This window comes from Nannocystis pusilla, assembly GCF_020073745.1.
GTDB classification, from domain to species: domain Bacteria; phylum Myxococcota_A; class Polyangia; order Nannocystales; family Nannocystaceae; genus Nannocystis; species Nannocystis radixulma.
Map to the genome: position 1 here is coordinate 310,969 of NZ_JAIRAU010000002.1, position 17,921 is coordinate 328,889.

Sequence of the window (17,921 nt, forward strand, 5' to 3'; positions counted from 1 at the left end):
TCAGCGCCGCTTGATCACCACCGTCGTGATGTCGTCGAAGACCTTCTGCGCGCCGATGAAGCGCATGACGTCGTCGATGATCGCCTGCTTGATCTCGGCCGCCGTCCGCTCGTGCACGCGGCGCACCGCCTCGCACAGGCGCTCGATCCCGTACTGCTCGCCGTGGATGTCCTCCGCCTCGGTAATGCCGTCAGTGTACAGGACGACGACGTCGCCCGGCGACAGCCGCAGCTCGGTGTGGGCGATGAACGTGGCGATGTCGACCTCGAGCCCGACCGGCATGCCGAGGTCGACGGTGTCGATGCGCTCGATCGAGCCGCCCCGCCGCACGACCACGGCCTCCTCGTGCTGCCCCGTGAGGCGGAGCACCCCCTGCGAGTAGTCGAGCAGGACCAGGGTGGCGGTGCGGTCGAGACCGACGCGCTGGATGTTCTGGTAGAGGACCTTGTTGACGATGTTGAGGAAGCGCTCCGCGTCGCGCTCCTCCGCGGCCTGCAGGGTGCGCACCGCCGTCTGGATCATCAGCATCAAGACGCCGCTCTCGAGGCCGTGCCCGGTGACGTCGCCGATGCCGATCTTGACGCCGCCGGCGTGGCGCAGGACGTCGTAGTAGTCGCCGCCGACCTCGTCGGCCGGGCGCATGTAGCCGGCGACCTCGAGGCCGTCGAGCTCGGCCAGCTCGCGGTCGGGCGGCAGGACCATCAGCTGCAAGCGCCGGGCGACGTCGAGCTCGGCGCCGAGCCGCAGGTTCTCCTGCTTGAGCCGCTCGTTCAGCGCCATGATCTCGCGGCTGGCCCGCTGCAGCTCGGCGGTCCGCTGTTCGACCAGGCTCTCGAGGTTGTGCGTATACGCGCGGATCTCCGCGGCCATCTGGTTGAAGGCGCGGCCGAGCGCGCCGAACTCGTCGCTGCTGCGCACGTCGACGCGCACGTCGTAGTCCTTCTGCGCGATCTTGCCGGCGCCGGCGGCGAGGTCGGACAGCGCGCTGGTCATGCGCCGCGAGACCAGGAAGATCCCGAGCATCACCACCGCGAGCGCCACCAGCGTGATGACGATCTGGCTGGTGAGGATCCCGCGGCTGCTGGCGGCGATGGTGGCCTGGGCGTTGATCAGCGAGCTGTAGATCTCGGCGGCCGGGACGACGAAGCCCAGCGTCCACCGCTCGGGCTTGATGTCGGCCGAGCCCGACCAGGCGTTGAACGGCTCGAGCCGCTTGAGCACGACGACGTAGTCCTGGCCGCCGATCGCTACCGGGTCGCGGTAATCGACGGCGTCGCCGCTCGGCAGCGCGAGGGCGCGGATCGCCGGGTCGCGCGATTGATGGAGGAACTGCTGGAAGATGTCGACGCCGGCGCCCGACGAGCCGCTGATCTGCTGCAGGCCGAGGATGTCCTTGCCGTCGTCGTTGACGGCGAACACGTTGCCGTTCTCCTGGGCGAGGAAGGCGAAGCCCGAGCTGGCGAGCTGCAGGTCCTGGACGTGGCGGATCAATTGACTGAGCGTGACGTCGACGCCGACGGCCCCGGCGAACCGCGTGCGCGAGACGTCCCACAGCGGCTGGAACAGGGTCATGATGGCCCCGCTGCCGCCCGCGTCGGTGTACGGCGAGGTGCCGGTGACCTGCGCGGCGGGGTCGCGCATGCGCGCGGGGTCGCCGATCCAGCGCTGCCAGCCCTCGACGATGCCGGGGAAGTAGAAGCTCCAGAACGGGCTGGCGTTGTGCCCGGGGTACTGCTTGTCGGCGTGGCCGGCCGCGTCGGCCCACGGCGCGATCCGCAGGTACTCGGCGCCCGCGGGGCCGATGAAGTACATGGCCTGCTTCTCGGCCCCGTGCTGGAGGAGCGGCGGCAGCAGCAGGTCGAGCAGGGCGGTGCGCTCGACGGCGGCCCGGACCTCGGGCTTGATGTCCCGAAGGCCAGGTTTGTTCGGGTCGGCCGGGGCGTGCAGGTAGCCCCACACGGCGACCGCCGAGGGCTCGCCTTCAGCGGTCTGCGACCAGTCGCCGGCCGGGTCGTAGACCAGGGCGTCGCGCAGCGGCGAGGTCGTGGCTGCGGCGGCGGTCAGCGGCGCGAGCGCGTCCTGCTGGTCGATCAAGGTCTGGGCGACGGCCGCGAGCACGCCGAGCTCGGCGCGCGCGCGGCCGTGGTAGAACTCGACCCGCCGCGCGGTGTCCTCGATGTGATTGGTGAGGTACTCGCGACTGGCGCGCTCGAGGCCGTTGCGGATCTCGTCGGAGGCGTCGCCGCCGAGCGAGCGGATGCCCTGCAGCGAGGCCAGCGCGGCGAGCGTCAGGCCGATCACCAGCCCGACCCCGGCGACGAGGACGAACTTGGTGCGGAACCTGGAGCCCGTGATGGCCATGCGCGGCGTCAACGCTCGGGTTTGCGGCCGGAGGCGACGTAGATCGGCCAGGTGGCGAAGCCGCGGCGGCTGCGGATCGCGTACACGTGATCGCGGAAGCCCATGCGCAGGCGCTCGACGACCTCGGGCGGCTGCTGCGTGGCCGCCGAGAGCTCGCCGGTGACGTACTCCTCCCAGCTCTCGATCACCCGCGCGAAGTCGTCGATCGCGGTGTTGTTGTTGGTGATCGGGAGCTGCTCCATGCGCACGTCCTCGAGGCCCATGTCGGTGAGCTGCGAGAACATCTTCGGCCCGAAGTTCATGTCCATGCCGAGGCTCTGGGCGATCTTCACGGCCTGCTGGTACGTCCACGTGACCGACTCGTGGCGCGGGTAGCCGTAGTTGTGCGCGGTCATCTCGTTGGTCAGGTAGACCCGCCCGCCGGGTTTACAGATCCGCACCAGCTCGCGCAAGATGCTGGCCGGATCGTTGAAGATCTGCAGCGCCAGGCGCGAGGTGACGAAGTCGAAGCTGTTCGACGGCAAGAACAGGTGGGTCGCGTCGCCGAACTGATACTCGATGTCGGTGATGCCGAACTCGCGGGCGATCTGCTGCGCGTATTGGAGGAACGGCCGCGAGTGATCGACGCCGACGATGTACTCGGGCTCGAACTCCTTGTAGACGAGCACCGCGAAGTCGCCGATCCCGCAGCAGATGTCGGCGATCCGCATGCGCTTGCCGAGGCCGTGGCGGCGCAGCAGCTCGCGCTCGTGCGACCACACGATGTTAGTCTGGGTCCGCAGCACCGGCACCAGCTGATCGTTCTCGATCACGCCCTGGCCGGGGTAAAACGCCCTGTCGTACTGCTCGACGATGGTGTTGCCGAACTGCGCGCCGAGGAAGCCGAAGCGCAGCGGGGCCCACGGGACCACGCTCGAGACGACGAGCTTGAGCTTGAGCGCGGGGTGGCGCTGGGCGCAGGCGGCGATGAAGCGCGCGAGCTCGACGAAGCCGGTGTGGTTGAGGTAACGCAGGCGCTTGAAGTTGAGGTAGAGGACGCCGCGCACGGCGTCGGCGGCGTGGTCGAGGTGGGCGCGCACCGGCGCGAAGTCCTCGGGCCCGGCCGGGCGCAGCGACCCCGCGAGCGCGACCTCCTGGTCGTTCTCGTGGAAGCGGATCGAAAACGGTTGCTCGTTCTCCATACCCAGCTCGGCTCACTCATGCGGGACAGTAAGGACGATGACGCCGGCGCCGCCGGCCTCGCGGAGCCCGAGCTTGACGCCGTGCAGCGCGACCAGCTCGAGCAGGCCCGCCTCGGCCGGCGCGCGCGTGAGCATCGCCTGGAACTCGGCCTCGTAGCGCGCGCGCGCGTCCGGCTGCGAGACCCGCCCGAGGTCGTCGCGCAGCCGGGCGGCCAGCGCCTCGTCGGCCGGCATCGTCAGCTCGGCGATGACGTGCTCGTCGGTGCGCCCGACCTCGACCACGATCTCGCCGTCGCCCGGGCGAGCGCGGAAGACGTACTCGAGCACCTCGTTGAGATAGGTGGAGAGCCGCGTGGTCAGCTGCTCGGGGTCGAAGCGATCGGAGGCGACGAAGCGCGCGATGTAATCGGCCAGCCGCTGACAGTGGGTCCAGCTGTCGTAGAGCCCGCGGACGCTGATCCGGAGGGTGAGGATCGGGCTCGGACCGGAGGGGGAGGGGGGCGCGGGTTCGGAGGTCATGCCGGGGCCGGAGCGGGAGAGGGGCCGCAGGCGTACGCGCCCGGATCGGGGCACGATCGACGCCTGCAGCCACGGTATCACGAAGCCGGCGCAGGCGGCCGCAGGCCGCGGACGCGTGGCCGCAGCGGCGACGGCGGCGAGGGTCGAGTCCGCGCGCGGAGGTGCGCCGGCGCAGACGGCCCGGCGAGCGCGAAAAAAGCTCGCGGGCCTCGGGAACAAGCCCCAAAGCGGCGTGTCCGAGGCGCCACACGACCGGGGCAAGGACGATGACAACCACGAAGACGCTCGCCATCAAAGTGTTTTACGGCGATCAGCTCGTCGACACGCAGACGCTGACGCAAGACGTGATCAAGATCGGAAAACTCAAGAGTAGCCACGTCTGTTTGGATGACGAGGCCGTGGCCCGCATGCACGCCGTGATCGAGGTGTCCGGCGAAGAGGTGCGGGTGATCGATCTCGGGAGCGCCGCGGGGACCGTGCTGAACGGCCAGCGGATCGACAAGAACGCGGTGCTGCACGACGGCGACGCCCTGAACTTCGGGCCGTACCGGCTCGAGGTCGGCTTCTTGAAGCAGCAGGTCGCGGCCGCGCCGGCGCCGGCGCAGGTGGCGGCGCCGGTGGGGGTGGCGGCGGCCGTGGCGGCGGCGCCGGTGGCCGCGCCGATGGCGACGCGCGCCCCGATCCAGATCGACCTCAGCGAGGTCGAGAATCAGAACGGCTCGCGGGTGGCCGAGGTCGTGGCGATGTACGGCACGACGGTGCTCGACGTGCAGCACGTCGGCCAGCTGAAGAACCGCAAGTCGCAGGCGCCGCTGTTCCTCGCCATCGGCGGGGTGATGCTGGTCGCCGGCGCGGCGGTGTTCTTCAGCGACGTGAACCAGGACTGGGCCGCCTACGGCAAGAAGGTCCAGGAGTCGATCGAGCAGGGCACGCCGCGGCCGACCCCGCCCGGAAACGGCCTGGCGGCGATCGGCATGCTGCTGGCGATCGCGGGCCTCGTGCCGTTCAGCATGGGCCTCATCCGCACCGGCGACTACGTCAACAAGAACTTCACGATCGGCGAGGGCCACGGGGCGTCGTTCCACGTGCCGCCGGCCGGTCTGCCGGAGCCCACCGGCTTCCCGCTGGTCCGCGGCAGCGACCACGAGTTCGCGCTCAACTTCACGCAGAACATGAGCGGCGAGGTCACCTTCGACGGCCAGACGATCGCGCTGCAGCAGCTGGTCGCGACCGGTCGCGCGGGCTCGCAGGGCTCGTCGTACAGCTTCCCGCTGCCGCCCGGAGCGACCGCGCGGGTCAAGTACCAGGACGTCACCTTCTACGTGAACTCGGTCGCGCCGGGCGCGGTGATCAAGGGCGGCAGCGAGACCGACAAGCCGTTCTGGCTGTACAACGGTGCCTCGTTCGTCGTCATCGGCAGCCTGCTCGTGCTGACGCACCTCATCCCCAACGAGGCCGGCAACCTCAGCCTCGACGAGATGATGGAGGAGAACCGCTTCGTCGGTTACCTGAACCAGCCCGACAAGCCGCCGGAGGAGGAGGAGCCGCCGCCGGAGGACATGGAGAACTCCGACGACGAGGCCGGCGGCACCGGTCAGCGTCACAAGGGCGAGGAGGGCAAGATGGGCAAGCCCACCTCGAAGAACAAGTCCGGCCTCTACGCGATGAAGGGCCCCAAGGACGCCATCCCGCAGATGGCCCGCAACTTCGACCCCGACATGGCCGCGCGCCAGGCCGGCATCCTCGGGGTCATGAGCGCCGAGAGCGGTCACTTCCTCGCCTCGCCGTACGGCGGCGCGTTCGCGGTCGGCAACGACGACGCGGACGTGTGGGGCGGCCTCACCGGCACGGAGATCGGTGAGGCGTACGGCGTCGGCGGCCTCGGCCTGGTCGGCACCGGCCGCGGCGGCGGTGGCACCGGCGAGGGCACGATCGGCCTCGGCAACACGGGTCTGATCGGCAAGGGCGGCGGCGGCGGCACGGGCTCCGGCTACGGCCGCGGCGCCGGCGCCGGCTTCGGCGGCCGCGGCACCCGCGTCCCCACGGTCCGTCAGGCCAAGGCCGAGGTCCAGGGCGCGCTCGACAAGGACATCATCCGCCGCATCGTCCGCGCCCACATCAACGAGGTCCGCTACTGCTACAACCAGGCCCTCGCGCGTGACCCCAACGCCAAGGGCCGCGTCGCCGTCCAGTTCACCATCGGCGGCACCGGCAAGGTGCCCACCGCGGTCGTCCAGGAGAGCACGATGAAGGACCCGGCCGTCGGCTCCTGCATCGCCCAGGCGGTCAAGCGCTGGACCTTCCCCAAGCCCGAAGGCGGCGGCTCGGTCATCGTCTCCTACCCGTTCGTCCTCGAGCCGGGCTGACGCGTCACTGGCTGTCTCGAAAGACAGCATGTCTCGAAAGACAGGAGGCCCGGCACCCGCCGGGCCTCGGCGTTTAAACATTTTATAGAAGGTGTCGGGGCCACGGCGGCGAGGTCGGGGGCCGGCGAGCGTCGCGGATGACCCATGAGACAGCCGCGCACGCCCGGACCCGGGCGTTCGCGCGAGGAACTTCTGCCGCCCGCCGAACTGCGCTATCTGTCGCCCATGCAGGCCCCCGACCCCTGGGGCGAGCGGCTCCCCCGCAAGCTCGGGCTCGCCAGCACCGTCGCGGTGCTGGTCGGCTCGACGATCGGCAGCGGCATCTTCCGCACCCCGGCGGTCATCGCCGGCCACATCGACGACCTGGCGCTGTTCATGGCGGCGTGGATCGCCGGCGGCGTGGTCGCGCTCGCGGGCGCGCTGACCGTCGCCGAGCTGGCCATCCTCTATCCCCGCAGCGGCGGCATCTACGTCTACGTGCGGGAGGCGTTCGGCAAGCTGCCGGCGTTCCTGTTCGGCTGGGCCGAGCTGCTGATCCTGCGGCCGGCCGCCTACGGGGCGATCGCGGTGACCTCGGCCGAGTACCTGCTGCGCACCTTCGGGGTCGCGGGCGGGGCCCCGGCGCTGGGGCCGCTGTCGCGGGCGCAGCTGGTGGCGGTCGCCATGATCGCGGTCGTCGCGGCGGTCAACCGCCGGGGCATCGAGTTCGGGGCGATCGTTCAGAACGTCAGCACGGCGCTGAAGGTCGCGGCGCTGCTCGGGCTGGTCGCGCTCGGGCTGCTGCTGTCGCCGGGCACCCCGGTCGCCGAGCCGGCGGCCGCGACGCCGGAGACCGGGGGCGCTGTCGTGCTGGCAATGGTGGCGATCCTCTGGGCCTACGACGGCTGGTGCGACGTCGGTTTCGTGAGTGGTGAGGTGCGTGATCCTCAGCGGGCGTTGCCGCGAGTCTTCATCCTCGGCACCGCGGCGGTCGTCGCGCTTTACCTCGCCGCCAACCTCGTGTACCTGCGCGTGATCCCGCTGGACCGCATGGCGGGGGCGCCGCTGGTGGCCGCCGAGGTGGCCTCGGCGCTGATCGGTCCGCTCGGGACTACGTTCGTCGCGGCGGCGGTCATGGTCAGCACGTTCGGCACGCTCAACGGCTCGATGATGACCGGACCGCGGGTGTTCTACGCGATGGCCGAGGACCGGCTGTTCTTCGAGCGCGTGGGCCGCGTCCACCCGCGCCACGGCACGCCCTCGGCCGCGATCGTCCTCAGCGCCGCGCTCGGCATCGTGTTCGTCTCGGTGCGCAGCTTCGCCGAGCTCGCCGAGCACTTCGTGATCGGGATCTGGCCGTTCTACGCGCTCAGCGTGGCGGCCGTGTTCGTGCTGCGGCGCAAGCGCCCCGATCTGCCGCGGCCCTACAAGACCTTCGGCTACCCGGTGGTGCCGCTGCTGTTCCTGGCCGCCTCGGTGTTCCTGCTCGCCAATTATGCGGCGTCGCAGCCGCGGGTGTTCCTCGCCGACTGCGCATTGGTGCTGTCGGGGGTGCCGGTATTCTGGCTGTGGTCGCGGCGCGCGCCGAATGCTGCAGATGCCGGCGGAACTGCCGCCGGTCCGTAGTAGAGGGAGATCTCTTCCCTGAAAAAACCTGTGAGCCTGGTGTGATGATCAGGCATTGCTGTGTCTGGTGGTGCTATCAATAGAGGAAGAATATGTAATTTGATCTACAATTTTCTGGCGGGCGCCATGACCGCCGATTCAGCAATCGCGGCCAGTCTGCTCAGAACGTGTCTCGAGCGCGAAAAATTTGTAATTCGGCTTTCGTCTGCGCGCGTCGGAAGTCCGGTCGTGCGGGTCCTCTGTGCTCGCAGTCTCACCGCAGAAAGGCGTGATCCACCCCTGCGTGTTTGGTTGCGCTGCGCAGGCGGCGACGACTATGGTGGTCCGGTCTCAGGTGAGCTGACCTGAGGCTGCCTCTCCGGCAATGTCCTTTTCACCATGGTCGTTCGGCCAGGGTCTTTAGATCCTGTCCGATGACCCCAGGGGGTCTCATGTCCGCGCGCCGTGTCATCGTCTCTGCCGTCTCCGCCTGTCTGCTGTCTGCCTGTCACGAGGGCGGGATCGCCGCCGATCCCGAGTCCCGCACCGTCACCGCCGAGGATGTCGCGGCGCTCGGCCCAGGTGAGGTGCTCGAGCTCGACCTCTCTGCCGGGGCGGTGCGCTTCGACCTGGTCGACGGCCCGATCGACTTCAGCCGCGTGTCCGTGCGCAGCGGCGACGAGCGGCCGGCGCTCGTGCAGGACCTGCTGGTCCGTCACGGCGACCGCTGGGGCGTGCAGACTGCCGGCGCGACCGCTGAATTCGCGTTCGAGCTCGACGCCGACATGGTGGCGAAGGCCCGCGCGTCGGGGAAGCTGGCGACCTTCGTGTGGTCGCAGAGCCAGGCCATCAGCCGCCTGCCGCGCGTCGACATGGTCGAGCCCGACGAGGCCGGCGTGCCGCGCTTCATCGCCGGGGACCTCGGGTCGCTGACCGGCGGCGGCGACGTGCGTGAGGCCGCCCGCGGCTACCTGGCCGAGCTGGCGCCCGTGTATCGCCTCACCGACGAGGCCGACTTCGAGCCGGTCCGCGACACCACCGACACGCTCGGGGTGGTCCACGTCCGCTTCCAGCAGTACCTGCACGACCTGCCGGTGGTCGGCGGCGGGCTCACCGTCCACGCCGACGCGGCCAGCGGTCAGGTCCACGCGGTCAGCGGGCGCTTCGTGCCCGCCGAGGCGCTGCCGCTGGCGCCGACGATCGAGCCCGAGCCGGCGATCGCGGCGGCGGCCGACGGCCTGGCCCGCGAGTGGAGCAGCGAGGAGGCGCCGGAGCTCGTCTACGTGGTGACCGACGCCGGGCCGCGGCTGGCGTGGCAGGCGGTGGTCGAGTACGCCGACGCCGAGGGCCCGCAGCGCGACATCGTGTTCGTCGACGCCCTCGGCGGCGAGCTGGTGGCCCGTCACCCGCAGATCCACCACGCCCGCAACCGCAAGGTCTACGACGCCAACAACGGCAAGAAGCTGCCGGGCAAGCTGGAGATCAGCGAGGGCGGCGACACCAACGATTCGGTCGCCAAGGCCGCCTACGAGCTGTCGGGCGTGACCTACGACTTCTACTCGGCCACCTTCGGGCGCGACAGCTTCAACGGCAGCGGCGCGACCATCCACTCGACGGTCCACTTCGACAAGAACTACGTCAACGCGTTCTGGAACGGCCAGCAGATGGTGTACGGCGACGGCGACGGCAAATACGCCAGCCCCTTCGCCAAGGACCTCGACGTGGTGGCCCACGAGCTGACCCACGCGGTCACGCAGCACGAGGCCAGCCTCGTCTATCAGAACCAGTCGGGGGCGCTCAACGAGGCGATGTCGGACATCATGGCCGCGGCCGTCGACGCCTACAAGAACGGCGTGTCGAACAAGACCTGGCTGCTCGCCGAGACCTGCTGGACGCCGGGGGTCGCCAATGACGCGATGCGCTACATGTCCAACCCGACCAAGGACGGGTCGTCGCGCGATTACTACCCCGAGCGTTACACCGGTCAGCAGGACAACGGCGGCGTGCACATCAATTCGGGCATCGCCAACCTCGCGTTCTACCTGCTGGTGCAGGGCGGCAAGCATCCGCGCAACAAGACGAACATCGAGGTGCCGGCGCTCGGCATGGAGAAGGCTGCGCAGATCTTCTACCGCGCGCTGACGAACTACCTCGATTCGAACGCGAAGTTCCAGGACGCCCGCAACGCGACGGCTCAGGCGGCGACCGACCTGTACGGCGCCGAGGCGGCGACCGCGGTGCACGCCGCGTGGACGGCCGTCGGCGTGCCCGGTGCCCCCGCCGGCGGTGGCGGAGACGGTGGTGGCGACGGCGGCGGCGGCGACGGCGGGAGCTGCTCGGGCACGCCCTTCAGCGGCAGCCTGAGCGCCACCGGCGACTCGAAGCAGGAGCCGAACGGCACCTACTACTCCAGCAAATCGAGCGGCACGCACACCGGCTGTCTCACCGGGCCGGACGGCGTCGACTTCGACCTCTACCTCTACAAGTGGAACGGCTCGAAGTGGGTCAAGGTCGCCAAGTCCGAGGGCCCGACCAACAAGGAGTCGATCAGCTACGAGGGCGGCGCCGGCCACTACACCTGGGAGGTCGTGTCGGCCAAGGGCAAGGGCGGCTACGAGCTGAAGCTCGCGGCCCCGTGAGCGCGCCCGCCCGCGGCGGCCGGAGCTCGTGCGCCGGCCGTCCGGGCCTGTCCCCAGGGACAGGACACGCGAGCGAGCCCGGCCAGGATCGCGAGATCACGGTGTAGGCACAAACACGACGAGGACAAAAAAAGCGGGCACGGTCCTCATCCGTGCCCGCTCACGCCTCAACAACACACACCTCGAATCGACCGGACCTCCTCTCACCACGGCTCGCCGCCGTCGACCCATCAAGACCGAGATACTCGGGCTTGAATCCGCGGCCGGCAGCGGAACGCACCGTGGTGCAGAGAGGAGGACCGACCGACGCTTCCATTCTTGTCCGTGTCGCCGGTGCTTGTCAAACCGAAAAAGCGAGCACAGCGGTGGCAACATTATCGCCCGGTGCAGTTTCGCCGCGGGGCGGACTTTCATGCGGCCAACACTTGCGCACACACAGAAGCGCGCGGCCTCGCGGCGCCTGCTGCGGAGCGAGAGGGATGCGGCGAAATGCGGCGAACTACAGCGAATCGCCGCCGCCCTCCGGGTCTGCTCAGACTCCGCCGGATGACTCGGGACATGTCCCTCAGGTCATGTCGCGCGCGCGCCACTGTCAGTTGTTTTGCCGGCAGCGCGGTCATGATCGGCGCAGGCCGGGCCGCAAACGCGCCAGCCGTCCGCGCCGGCCGTCGCGCGTGCGAACGCGGAGGGCGCCGCGGATGCCGGCGGGGCTCGATCGACCCCGGGCGCCGGCGACGGGCAGCCGAGAGATCGCCCCCCGCGCGGGCCGGCCGGGCGCACGAGCGGACCTGCGAGCGAGGCTTCGCGGCGCGGACGGGAGGCCGCCGCGTTCGTGAACCGGATGCACGCGCGAGCAGGTGAGGTCCGCGGCGAGGGAGAGGTCGACGGCCGGGCGGTCCACGCCAGCGCCGACAAAGGAGGCCGTGGGTGGCCCGCGCGGACCGGGCACGCCGGCGCGACGGACTGCGGATGTTGCGGAGGTTCGCCGGGATCGGTCCTGCGCCCACCGGTCTCTGGGGACAGGCCCCATGCGATCGACGGAAGGGGTCTGGTTTCTCGGCGCACTCGCGCGGCTGTGCTAGTTTCGGAGGAGAGGAGACCATGGCGCTGGTGAGCCACCGGAAGCGGATGTCTGCCCTGTCGCTGTGCACGGCGACCGCGGCGCTGCTCGCCTGTCGGCCCGCGGCGCTCACCCCCGAGGCCGAACAGGTGCATCCGGGGATCAATCAGATCCCGCTCAGCGCTCGTCCGCCGGTCACCCCCACCGAGACCGCTCGGGCCGAGGTCGCGTCGACGACCGCGCCCGCAGAGGTCTCGGCGGGCGCGCTGCTGGCCCGCGGCGAGCCGGAGGCGGCGCTCGCCCGCGTGGCTGCCGAGCCGGCCACCGCCGGTTCGCTGCAAGCCGCGGTGCAGCGCCTGACGACGGCCCGCGCGGCGCGCCAGCTGGGACGTCCGCGGGTCGCCGTCGAGGCGCTGGCCGAGCTGGCAGCGGAGCGCCGACCGGCGAAGTCGTGGCCGCACGAGGTGGTGCTGCACGAGTACGCCCAGGCGCTGATCGAGGCGGCGGCGACGGCCGCGGGCGCCGAGGCCGACGAGCTGCGCAAGCAGGCGGTGGCGGCCTGGGACCGGGCGATCGACCACGAGCCGGTGCGCAACGCGGCGCCGATGCGGGTCGCGCGGGCGCGGGCGATGGCGGCGCTGGGCGTCGACGGCTCGACCGGCGCCAGGCAACAGGCGGCGCGACGCGCCGTGAAGGCGCTGACCGAGGTGCTGCGCGACTACCCCGAGCACCCCGACGCGGCCGGGCTCGAGCTGCTGCGGGCGCAGGCGATCGTCCGCGAGGGCAAGACGGCCGACGGCGTCCGGGCGCTGCGCGCGGTGGCCATCGAGCGCGCCGGCACGGCGGCGGCCACCAGCGCCGAGGCGGCGCTGGCCGAGCTCGGGCGCCCGATCCGCTACACGGCGGCCGAACAGCTGGATCGCGCCGCGGCGGCCCGACGCTCGCGCGACATGGCGCTGTCGCGCCAGGTCCTCACCGACCTGGTCGAAGATTCCAAGAGCTCGGCGCAGCTCCGCGAGGCGGCGCTGCGCTCGCGCGCGTACACGGCCTCGCGCGCCCACGACTACGGCACGTGCGCGGATGACCTTTCGGTCCTGTACAAAAAGTCAGCCTCGGCCGACCTGCGCAGCGACCTGCTGCGCTGCCTCGACAAGGCCGGCCGCTACGACGAGGCGCTGGAGATCTGGACCGAACAGGCCGCGCGCAAGGGCGGGGCGGGCCGGGCGGCGCTGTGGGAGGCGATCCGTCAGGCGGTCCGCGGCGGCCGCTACGAGCGGGCGCGCGAGCTGCTCGGGCGCACGTCGGCGAAGGAGCGCCAGCGCGGCGAGGGGCTGTGGCTCGACGCCTGGCTCGACTTCCGCCTCGGCGAATTCGACGCGGCGGCCGCGGCGTTCGCCGCCGCCGAGCGCAAGCTGCCCGGCGATCAGGCGCGGGCGGCCCGGTACTTCCGCGCGCGGGCGCTGCTGGCCGGCAAGAGCGCGGCGGTCGGCGACGACGGCGGCGAGGCGGTCGCGGGCGATCGCCAGGAGGCCGAGCGCCTGCTGCGGCAGGTCGTCGCCGAGGAGCCGCTCGGCTACTACGGCTTGCAGGCGCGCCAGCGACTGCTCGACATCGGCGTCGATCCAGGCCCGGCGCCGACGCTCGCGCCGGTGGCGGCGGAGTCGAACCCGCCGCCCGACTTCGCGGACTCGCAGGCGACCTTCGACGCGCTGGCGAGCGAGTACGGCTGGGCCTTCCCGGCGCTGGCCCGCGGCGCGGCGCTGCACGCCGCCGGCCTGCTCGACGAGGCGCGGCGCGAGCTGCGGGTCGGCGTCGACGCCTACGAGACGCTGTGGGGCCTCGACCGCGGCGGCTGGGTGCCGCGCCACGAAGACCTGGTGGTGGGCCTCAGCTGGAAGTCGACGTGGAAGCAGCCGCGCCTCGGCCTGCCGAAGGACGCGCGCAAGCTGGTGCGCGAGCGCGGGGCCGGCGAGACCCTGCGCGAGGGCCTGTTCGCATTGACGTGGGCGCTCGACGAGCCGTACCGCCGCAGCCGCCTGATGCCGAGCTCGGCCGGGCCGTACAAGGCGCGCTGGCACCCGCGGGCGTTCCGCTCGACCGTCGAGCGCGAGGCCGAGGTCCGCGCCTTCGACCCGACCCACCTCTGGGCGCTGATGTACACCGAGTCGCGCTTCCGCCGGCACGTGGTGTCGTCGTCGGGGGCCCGCGGCGCCATCCAGATCATGCCGTGGACCGGGCAGCAGTTGGCGGCCCGCCTCGGCGAATCGTTCGACGTCGACGCGCTGTTCGACGAGGAGCACAACGTCCGCCTGTCGGCCTACTACTTCGCCGAGCTGCTGCACAAGTTCCACGGCCAGGCCGCGCTGGCCTACGCCAGCTACAACGGCGGCCCGTTCAACGTCGCCCGCTGGCTGGCCGCCAAGGGCCAGGGCGCAGTCCCGCTCGAGCTCGACGTGTTCATCGCCGAGATCCCGTTCCGCGAGACCGCCAACTACACCCGCCGCGTGCTCGAGGTCCAGGCCGCCTACTCGCTGATGTACGACGGGTCGCTGCCCCGCTGGTCGAACACGGTCGACCTCCGCGTCGAGGACAACATCGACTTCTGAGCGGTCGTCTGTTCGCCTGGCCTGGAGGACATGCCCGCAGGGGCATGGTGCATTGTGCCTGGGCGAAGGGGCATGTTCGAGGGGACATGTCTCCCGAGTCATTGTCAGGTGCGTCGAGGTGGCACGATCGCCGACGGTGCGCCGGGCTCTGCCGCCGGGCGGAGCTCCCGAGGTCCGCCAGTGCCGGCGGACGCGCTCGGCGCCCGGCGAGCGCGCAGCGGCGGCGGCGCAGGCCCGCGAGCGCGGAACCGGCCGAGCGCGCGCAAGGCCGAGCCGAGGGCCACCGGCAGGCCGCGGCTTGTGGACGCGACCGCCGCGGCGTTACCGTCGCCGTGGTGGCAGACGCCGCCCCGGCGGGAGCCGGACCTTTCGCCCTGACGGGCAGACACGAGGGGATGTGATGAACGAGAGGCTGAACCAGCTCGGGCAGGCCGCGCAGCGGCTCAACGAGGGATCCGACCAGCTCAACGCGCTGATCTCGGCGATCGACAAGGCGCTCGGACGCCTGATGATCGGCATGGACTACATCCACCCGCGACCGCTGCAGGAGACGATGTCGGTCGGCCGCGACGGCAAGCGGGTCATCGAGCTGTGCTTCCTCGGCTACCTGCGGATCCAGGGCGAGTACCACCTCGTCATCAAGACGGTGAAGATCCTCGAGTCGAAGGTCGCGCTGGCCTCGGAGACGCCGGGCAACGTGACGCCGCTGCTGCAGGCGCCGCGAGTGCTGCGGCACGCCGCCGTCGACCTGTTCCCCGAGCTGGTCCAGGTGCTGTCGAACCAGGTGGGCGACCTCGTGGCGCAGATGGAGCGCCGCTGCAACACCGCGAAGGGGCTGCTCGAGCAGCTCGAGGGCCTCGAGGCGCAGATCTCGGCCGCCCGCGAGTCGCTCAAGTCCGGTGAGACCACGCCCTGACGGCCGGAACGCCCGTTTGGCGCGGTGATCGTCCCGCGGCGGGGCGAAGCGTGCTATAGGCGCCGCGATGCCGCGCCGCGTCCTCGTCACCGCCGCTCTCCCGTACGCCAACGGTTCGCCGCACCTCGGGCACCTGCTCGAGTACATCCAGACCGATGTCCACGTGCGCGCCCGCAAGCTCGCCGGCGAGGACGTGATCTTCATGTGGGCGGTCGACACCCACGGCACGCCGATCGAGCTGCGGGCCCGGCGTGAGGGCGTGGCCCCGGCCGACCTGGTCGCGCGCATGCACGCCGAGCACGCCGAGGTCTACCGCGACTTCGGCGTCGGCTCCGACATCTTCTACACCACGCACTCCGACGAGACCCGCCGCCACGCCGAGTTCATCTACGAGAAGATGCGCGAGGCGGGGCAGATCGAGACGCGGACGACGCGGCAGCTCTACTGTCCCAAGGACCAGATGTTCCTGCCGGACCGGTTCGTCAAGGGGACGTGCCCGTTCTGCGGCGCGACCGACCAGTACGGCGACGTCTGCGAGAAGTGCGGCCACACGTACAACCCGACCGAGCTGAAGGAGCCGCGCTGTGCGATCTGCGGGACGCCGCCGGAGCTGCGCGACTCGGAGCACCTGTTCGTGTCGCTCGGCCGCTTCGAGGGCTTCCTGCGCGAGTGGCTCGGCTCGGCCAGGCTGCAGCCCGCGGTCCGCAACTATGTGATGCGGTGGGTCGACGACGGGCTGCGCGACTGGGACATCTCGCGCGACGCGCCTTACTTCGGCTTCTCGATCCCGGGCTACGAGGGCAAGAAGTTCTTCTACGTGTGGTTCGACGCGCCGGTCGGCTACATCGGCGCGACGCAGAAGTGGTGCGACGAGCACCCGGACAGGGCCTCGTTCGCGTCGTACTGGCGCGCCGATCAGAGCCAGGACACCGAGATCGTCCATGTCATCGGCAAGGACATCGTCTACTTCCACACGCTGTTCTGGCCGGCGATGCTGCGGTCCGCCGGCTACACCACGCCGTCGCGCGTGCACGTGCACGGCTGGCTGACGGTCAACGGCGAGAAGATGTCGAAGACCCGCGGGACGTTCATCCTCGCCCGCACGTACCTCGACCACCTGCCGGCCGATTACCTCCGCTACTACTTCGCGGCCAAGCTCGGGCCGGAGCAGGACGACATCGACCTCGACATGGCCGACTTCGTGGCGCGCGTCAATTCCGACCTCGCCAGCAAGGCGGCCAACCTCGCCAGCCGCTGCCACAAGTTCATCGTCGGCCGCCTCGAGGGCAAGCTCGGGGCCGCGCCGGCCGACGCCGAGCCGCTGATGGCGAAGGCCCGCGAGGCCCTGGCCCAGGTGCCGGCGCTGTACGCCAACTTCGAGTCGGGCAAGGCGCTGCGCCTGGCGCTCGAGATCTGCGGCGAATTCGACGCCTACATCACGGCGCAGGAGCCGTGGAAGGTGATCGCCAAGGACCCCGAGCGCGCGCGGGCGGTCTGCACCGCGGGGCTGTGGGCGAGCAAGGTGATCGCGGCGATCTTCAAGCCGGTGCTGCCGAAGTGGGCGGCGACGGTGGAGGAGGGCCTGCGCCTCGAGGCGCCGCTCGACTTCGTCAACGCGACCGCGCCGCTGCCCGAGGGCCAGACGATCGGCGCGTACGTCAACCTCGCCGAGCGCATCGACCCGAAGGTGCTCGAGGCGATCATCGAGGCGAGCAAGGACACGATGGGCGCGCCGCCGACCCCGGAGGCGCCGAGCTACACGGTCGAGCCGCTGGCGGCCGAGGCCGGCATCGAGGCGTTTTCACCGGTGGACCTGCGCGTCGGCAAGGTGCTCGCGGCCGCCCGCGTGAAGGGCTCCGACAAGCTGCTGCAGCTGACGATCGACCTCGGGCCGCTCGGCCAGCGCAACATCTTCAGCGGGATCGGTCCGTCGTACGCGCCGGAGCAATTGGTCGGCAAGCACGTGGTGGTGTTCGCCAACCTCAAGCCGCGGAAGATGCGGTTCGGCACCAGCGAGGGCATGGTCCTGGCCGCCGGCGCGAAGGACGACGCGATCACGGTGCTCGAGCTCGACCCGCGCAGCCTGCCGGGCGAGAAGATCAGCTGAGAGGAAGAAAGGCGCGGCGACGGCCGAACCCGGCAGACCGCCCGGCGGTCTGCGAGCTCGGCGCGCCGCCGCGCGGGGCGAATCAGGTGTAGCCGCCCCAGCAGTAGTCGGTGACCTGGCCGAGACCGTTGGCCTCGCAGAAGTTCTGCGCGGCCGGGTCGCACTCGTGGTCGTCGAGCAGGCCGAGGTCCCAGCGGCGGACGCCGGAGCTGCTGCACTGGACGAGGCAGACGTCGGTGGGCTCGCTGCGAGCGCAGGTGACGTCGCCGCAGGCGTGACACTGCGGGGCAGGGAGCACGGCCGTGTCGCCGAGCGCGGCGAGCCGGCGCGGCGGCAATTGCGTGGCCGCGACCGGCTCGGGCGTGCGAATGATGGGACCGTCCGGATCGGTGGGCCCGGGGCCCGGCGTGCAGGCCGCCAGCCAGGTGACGGCGAAGATCAGACAGATGAGGCGCGGAGGCGGGGTTCGCATCGTTGTCCCTCCGCCGGAGTTCTGGTCCGGGTCAGCCCGAGGAACAAGTCAAAAGGCCGTATCGCGCGCGCACCGCCCGCGCCAGCCCGAAAGAACATGTGCGATCGGAC

At 71.0% G+C, this 17,921-nt stretch carries 10 protein-coding genes; 6 read left to right on the plus strand and 4 right to left on the minus strand.

What is annotated here, in order from left to right; all coding sequences use genetic code 11:
- Genes K7C98_RS07325 through K7C98_RS07335 form a run of 3 tightly spaced genes read right to left on the minus strand, consistent with a single transcriptional unit; the run spans position 1 to position 4,061 of the window.
- On the minus strand, positions 1-2,361 hold the full coding sequence (locus K7C98_RS07325) for a SpoIIE family protein phosphatase (protein WP_224190845.1): 2,361 nt from the start codon (positions 2,359-2,361) through the stop codon (positions 1-3).
- Positions 2,362-2,369: 8 nt separating this feature from the next.
- Entirely contained in the window at positions 2,370-3,542 is a 1,173-nt protein-coding gene (locus tag K7C98_RS07330) for a methyltransferase domain-containing protein (RefSeq protein ID WP_224190846.1), read from the minus strand.
- Between the two features lie 12 nt (positions 3,543-3,554).
- Entirely contained in the window at positions 3,555-4,061 is a 507-nt protein-coding gene (locus K7C98_RS07335; protein WP_224190847.1) for a hypothetical protein, read from the minus strand.
- Between the two features lie 266 nt (positions 4,062-4,327).
- On the opposite strand from K7C98_RS07335, the gene K7C98_RS07340 reads away from it, so the two are divergent.
- The 6 genes from K7C98_RS07340 (at position 4,328) to metG (ending at position 17,339) form a co-directional block, all read left to right on the plus strand.
- On the plus strand, positions 4,328-6,427 hold the full coding sequence (locus tag K7C98_RS07340; RefSeq protein WP_224190848.1) for an AgmX/PglI C-terminal domain-containing protein: 2,100 nt from the start codon (positions 4,328-4,330) through the stop codon (positions 6,425-6,427).
- Between the two features lie 225 nt (positions 6,428-6,652).
- Positions 6,653-8,032: an APC family permease gene (locus K7C98_RS07345; protein ID WP_224190849.1), complete on the plus strand. Its 1,380-nt coding sequence runs from the start codon at positions 6,653-6,655 to the stop codon at positions 8,030-8,032.
- Positions 8,033-8,463: 431 nt separating this feature from the next.
- Positions 8,464-10,650, plus strand: a complete 2,187-nt coding sequence (locus K7C98_RS07350; protein WP_224190850.1) for a M4 family metallopeptidase — start codon at positions 8,464-8,466, stop codon at positions 10,648-10,650.
- Positions 10,651-11,751: 1,101 nt separating this feature from the next.
- Positions 11,752-14,316, plus strand: coding sequence for a lytic transglycosylase domain-containing protein (locus tag K7C98_RS07355; RefSeq protein ID WP_224190851.1), 2,565 nt, complete (start codon positions 11,752-11,754; stop codon positions 14,314-14,316).
- A 400-nt stretch (positions 14,317-14,716) separates the two neighbouring features.
- Positions 14,717-15,232 carry a hypothetical protein gene (locus K7C98_RS07360; RefSeq protein WP_224190852.1) on the plus strand — a complete coding sequence of 172 codons (516 nt, stop codon included), beginning with the start codon at positions 14,717-14,719 and terminating at the stop codon, positions 15,230-15,232.
- Positions 15,233-15,299: 67 nt separating this feature from the next.
- Positions 15,300-17,339 (plus strand): methionine--tRNA ligase, encoded by a 2,040-nt coding sequence (gene metG, locus K7C98_RS07365; protein ID WP_224190853.1) that lies wholly within the window; start codon positions 15,300-15,302, stop codon positions 17,337-17,339.
- A gap of 82 nt (positions 17,340-17,421) precedes the next feature.
- Here the strand turns inward: metG and K7C98_RS07370 are convergent, their stop codons facing one another.
- Positions 17,422-17,811 (minus strand): hypothetical protein, encoded by a 390-nt coding sequence (locus tag K7C98_RS07370; protein ID WP_224190854.1) that lies wholly within the window; start codon positions 17,809-17,811, stop codon positions 17,422-17,424.
- Between the last annotated feature and the right edge of the window lie 110 nt (positions 17,812-17,921).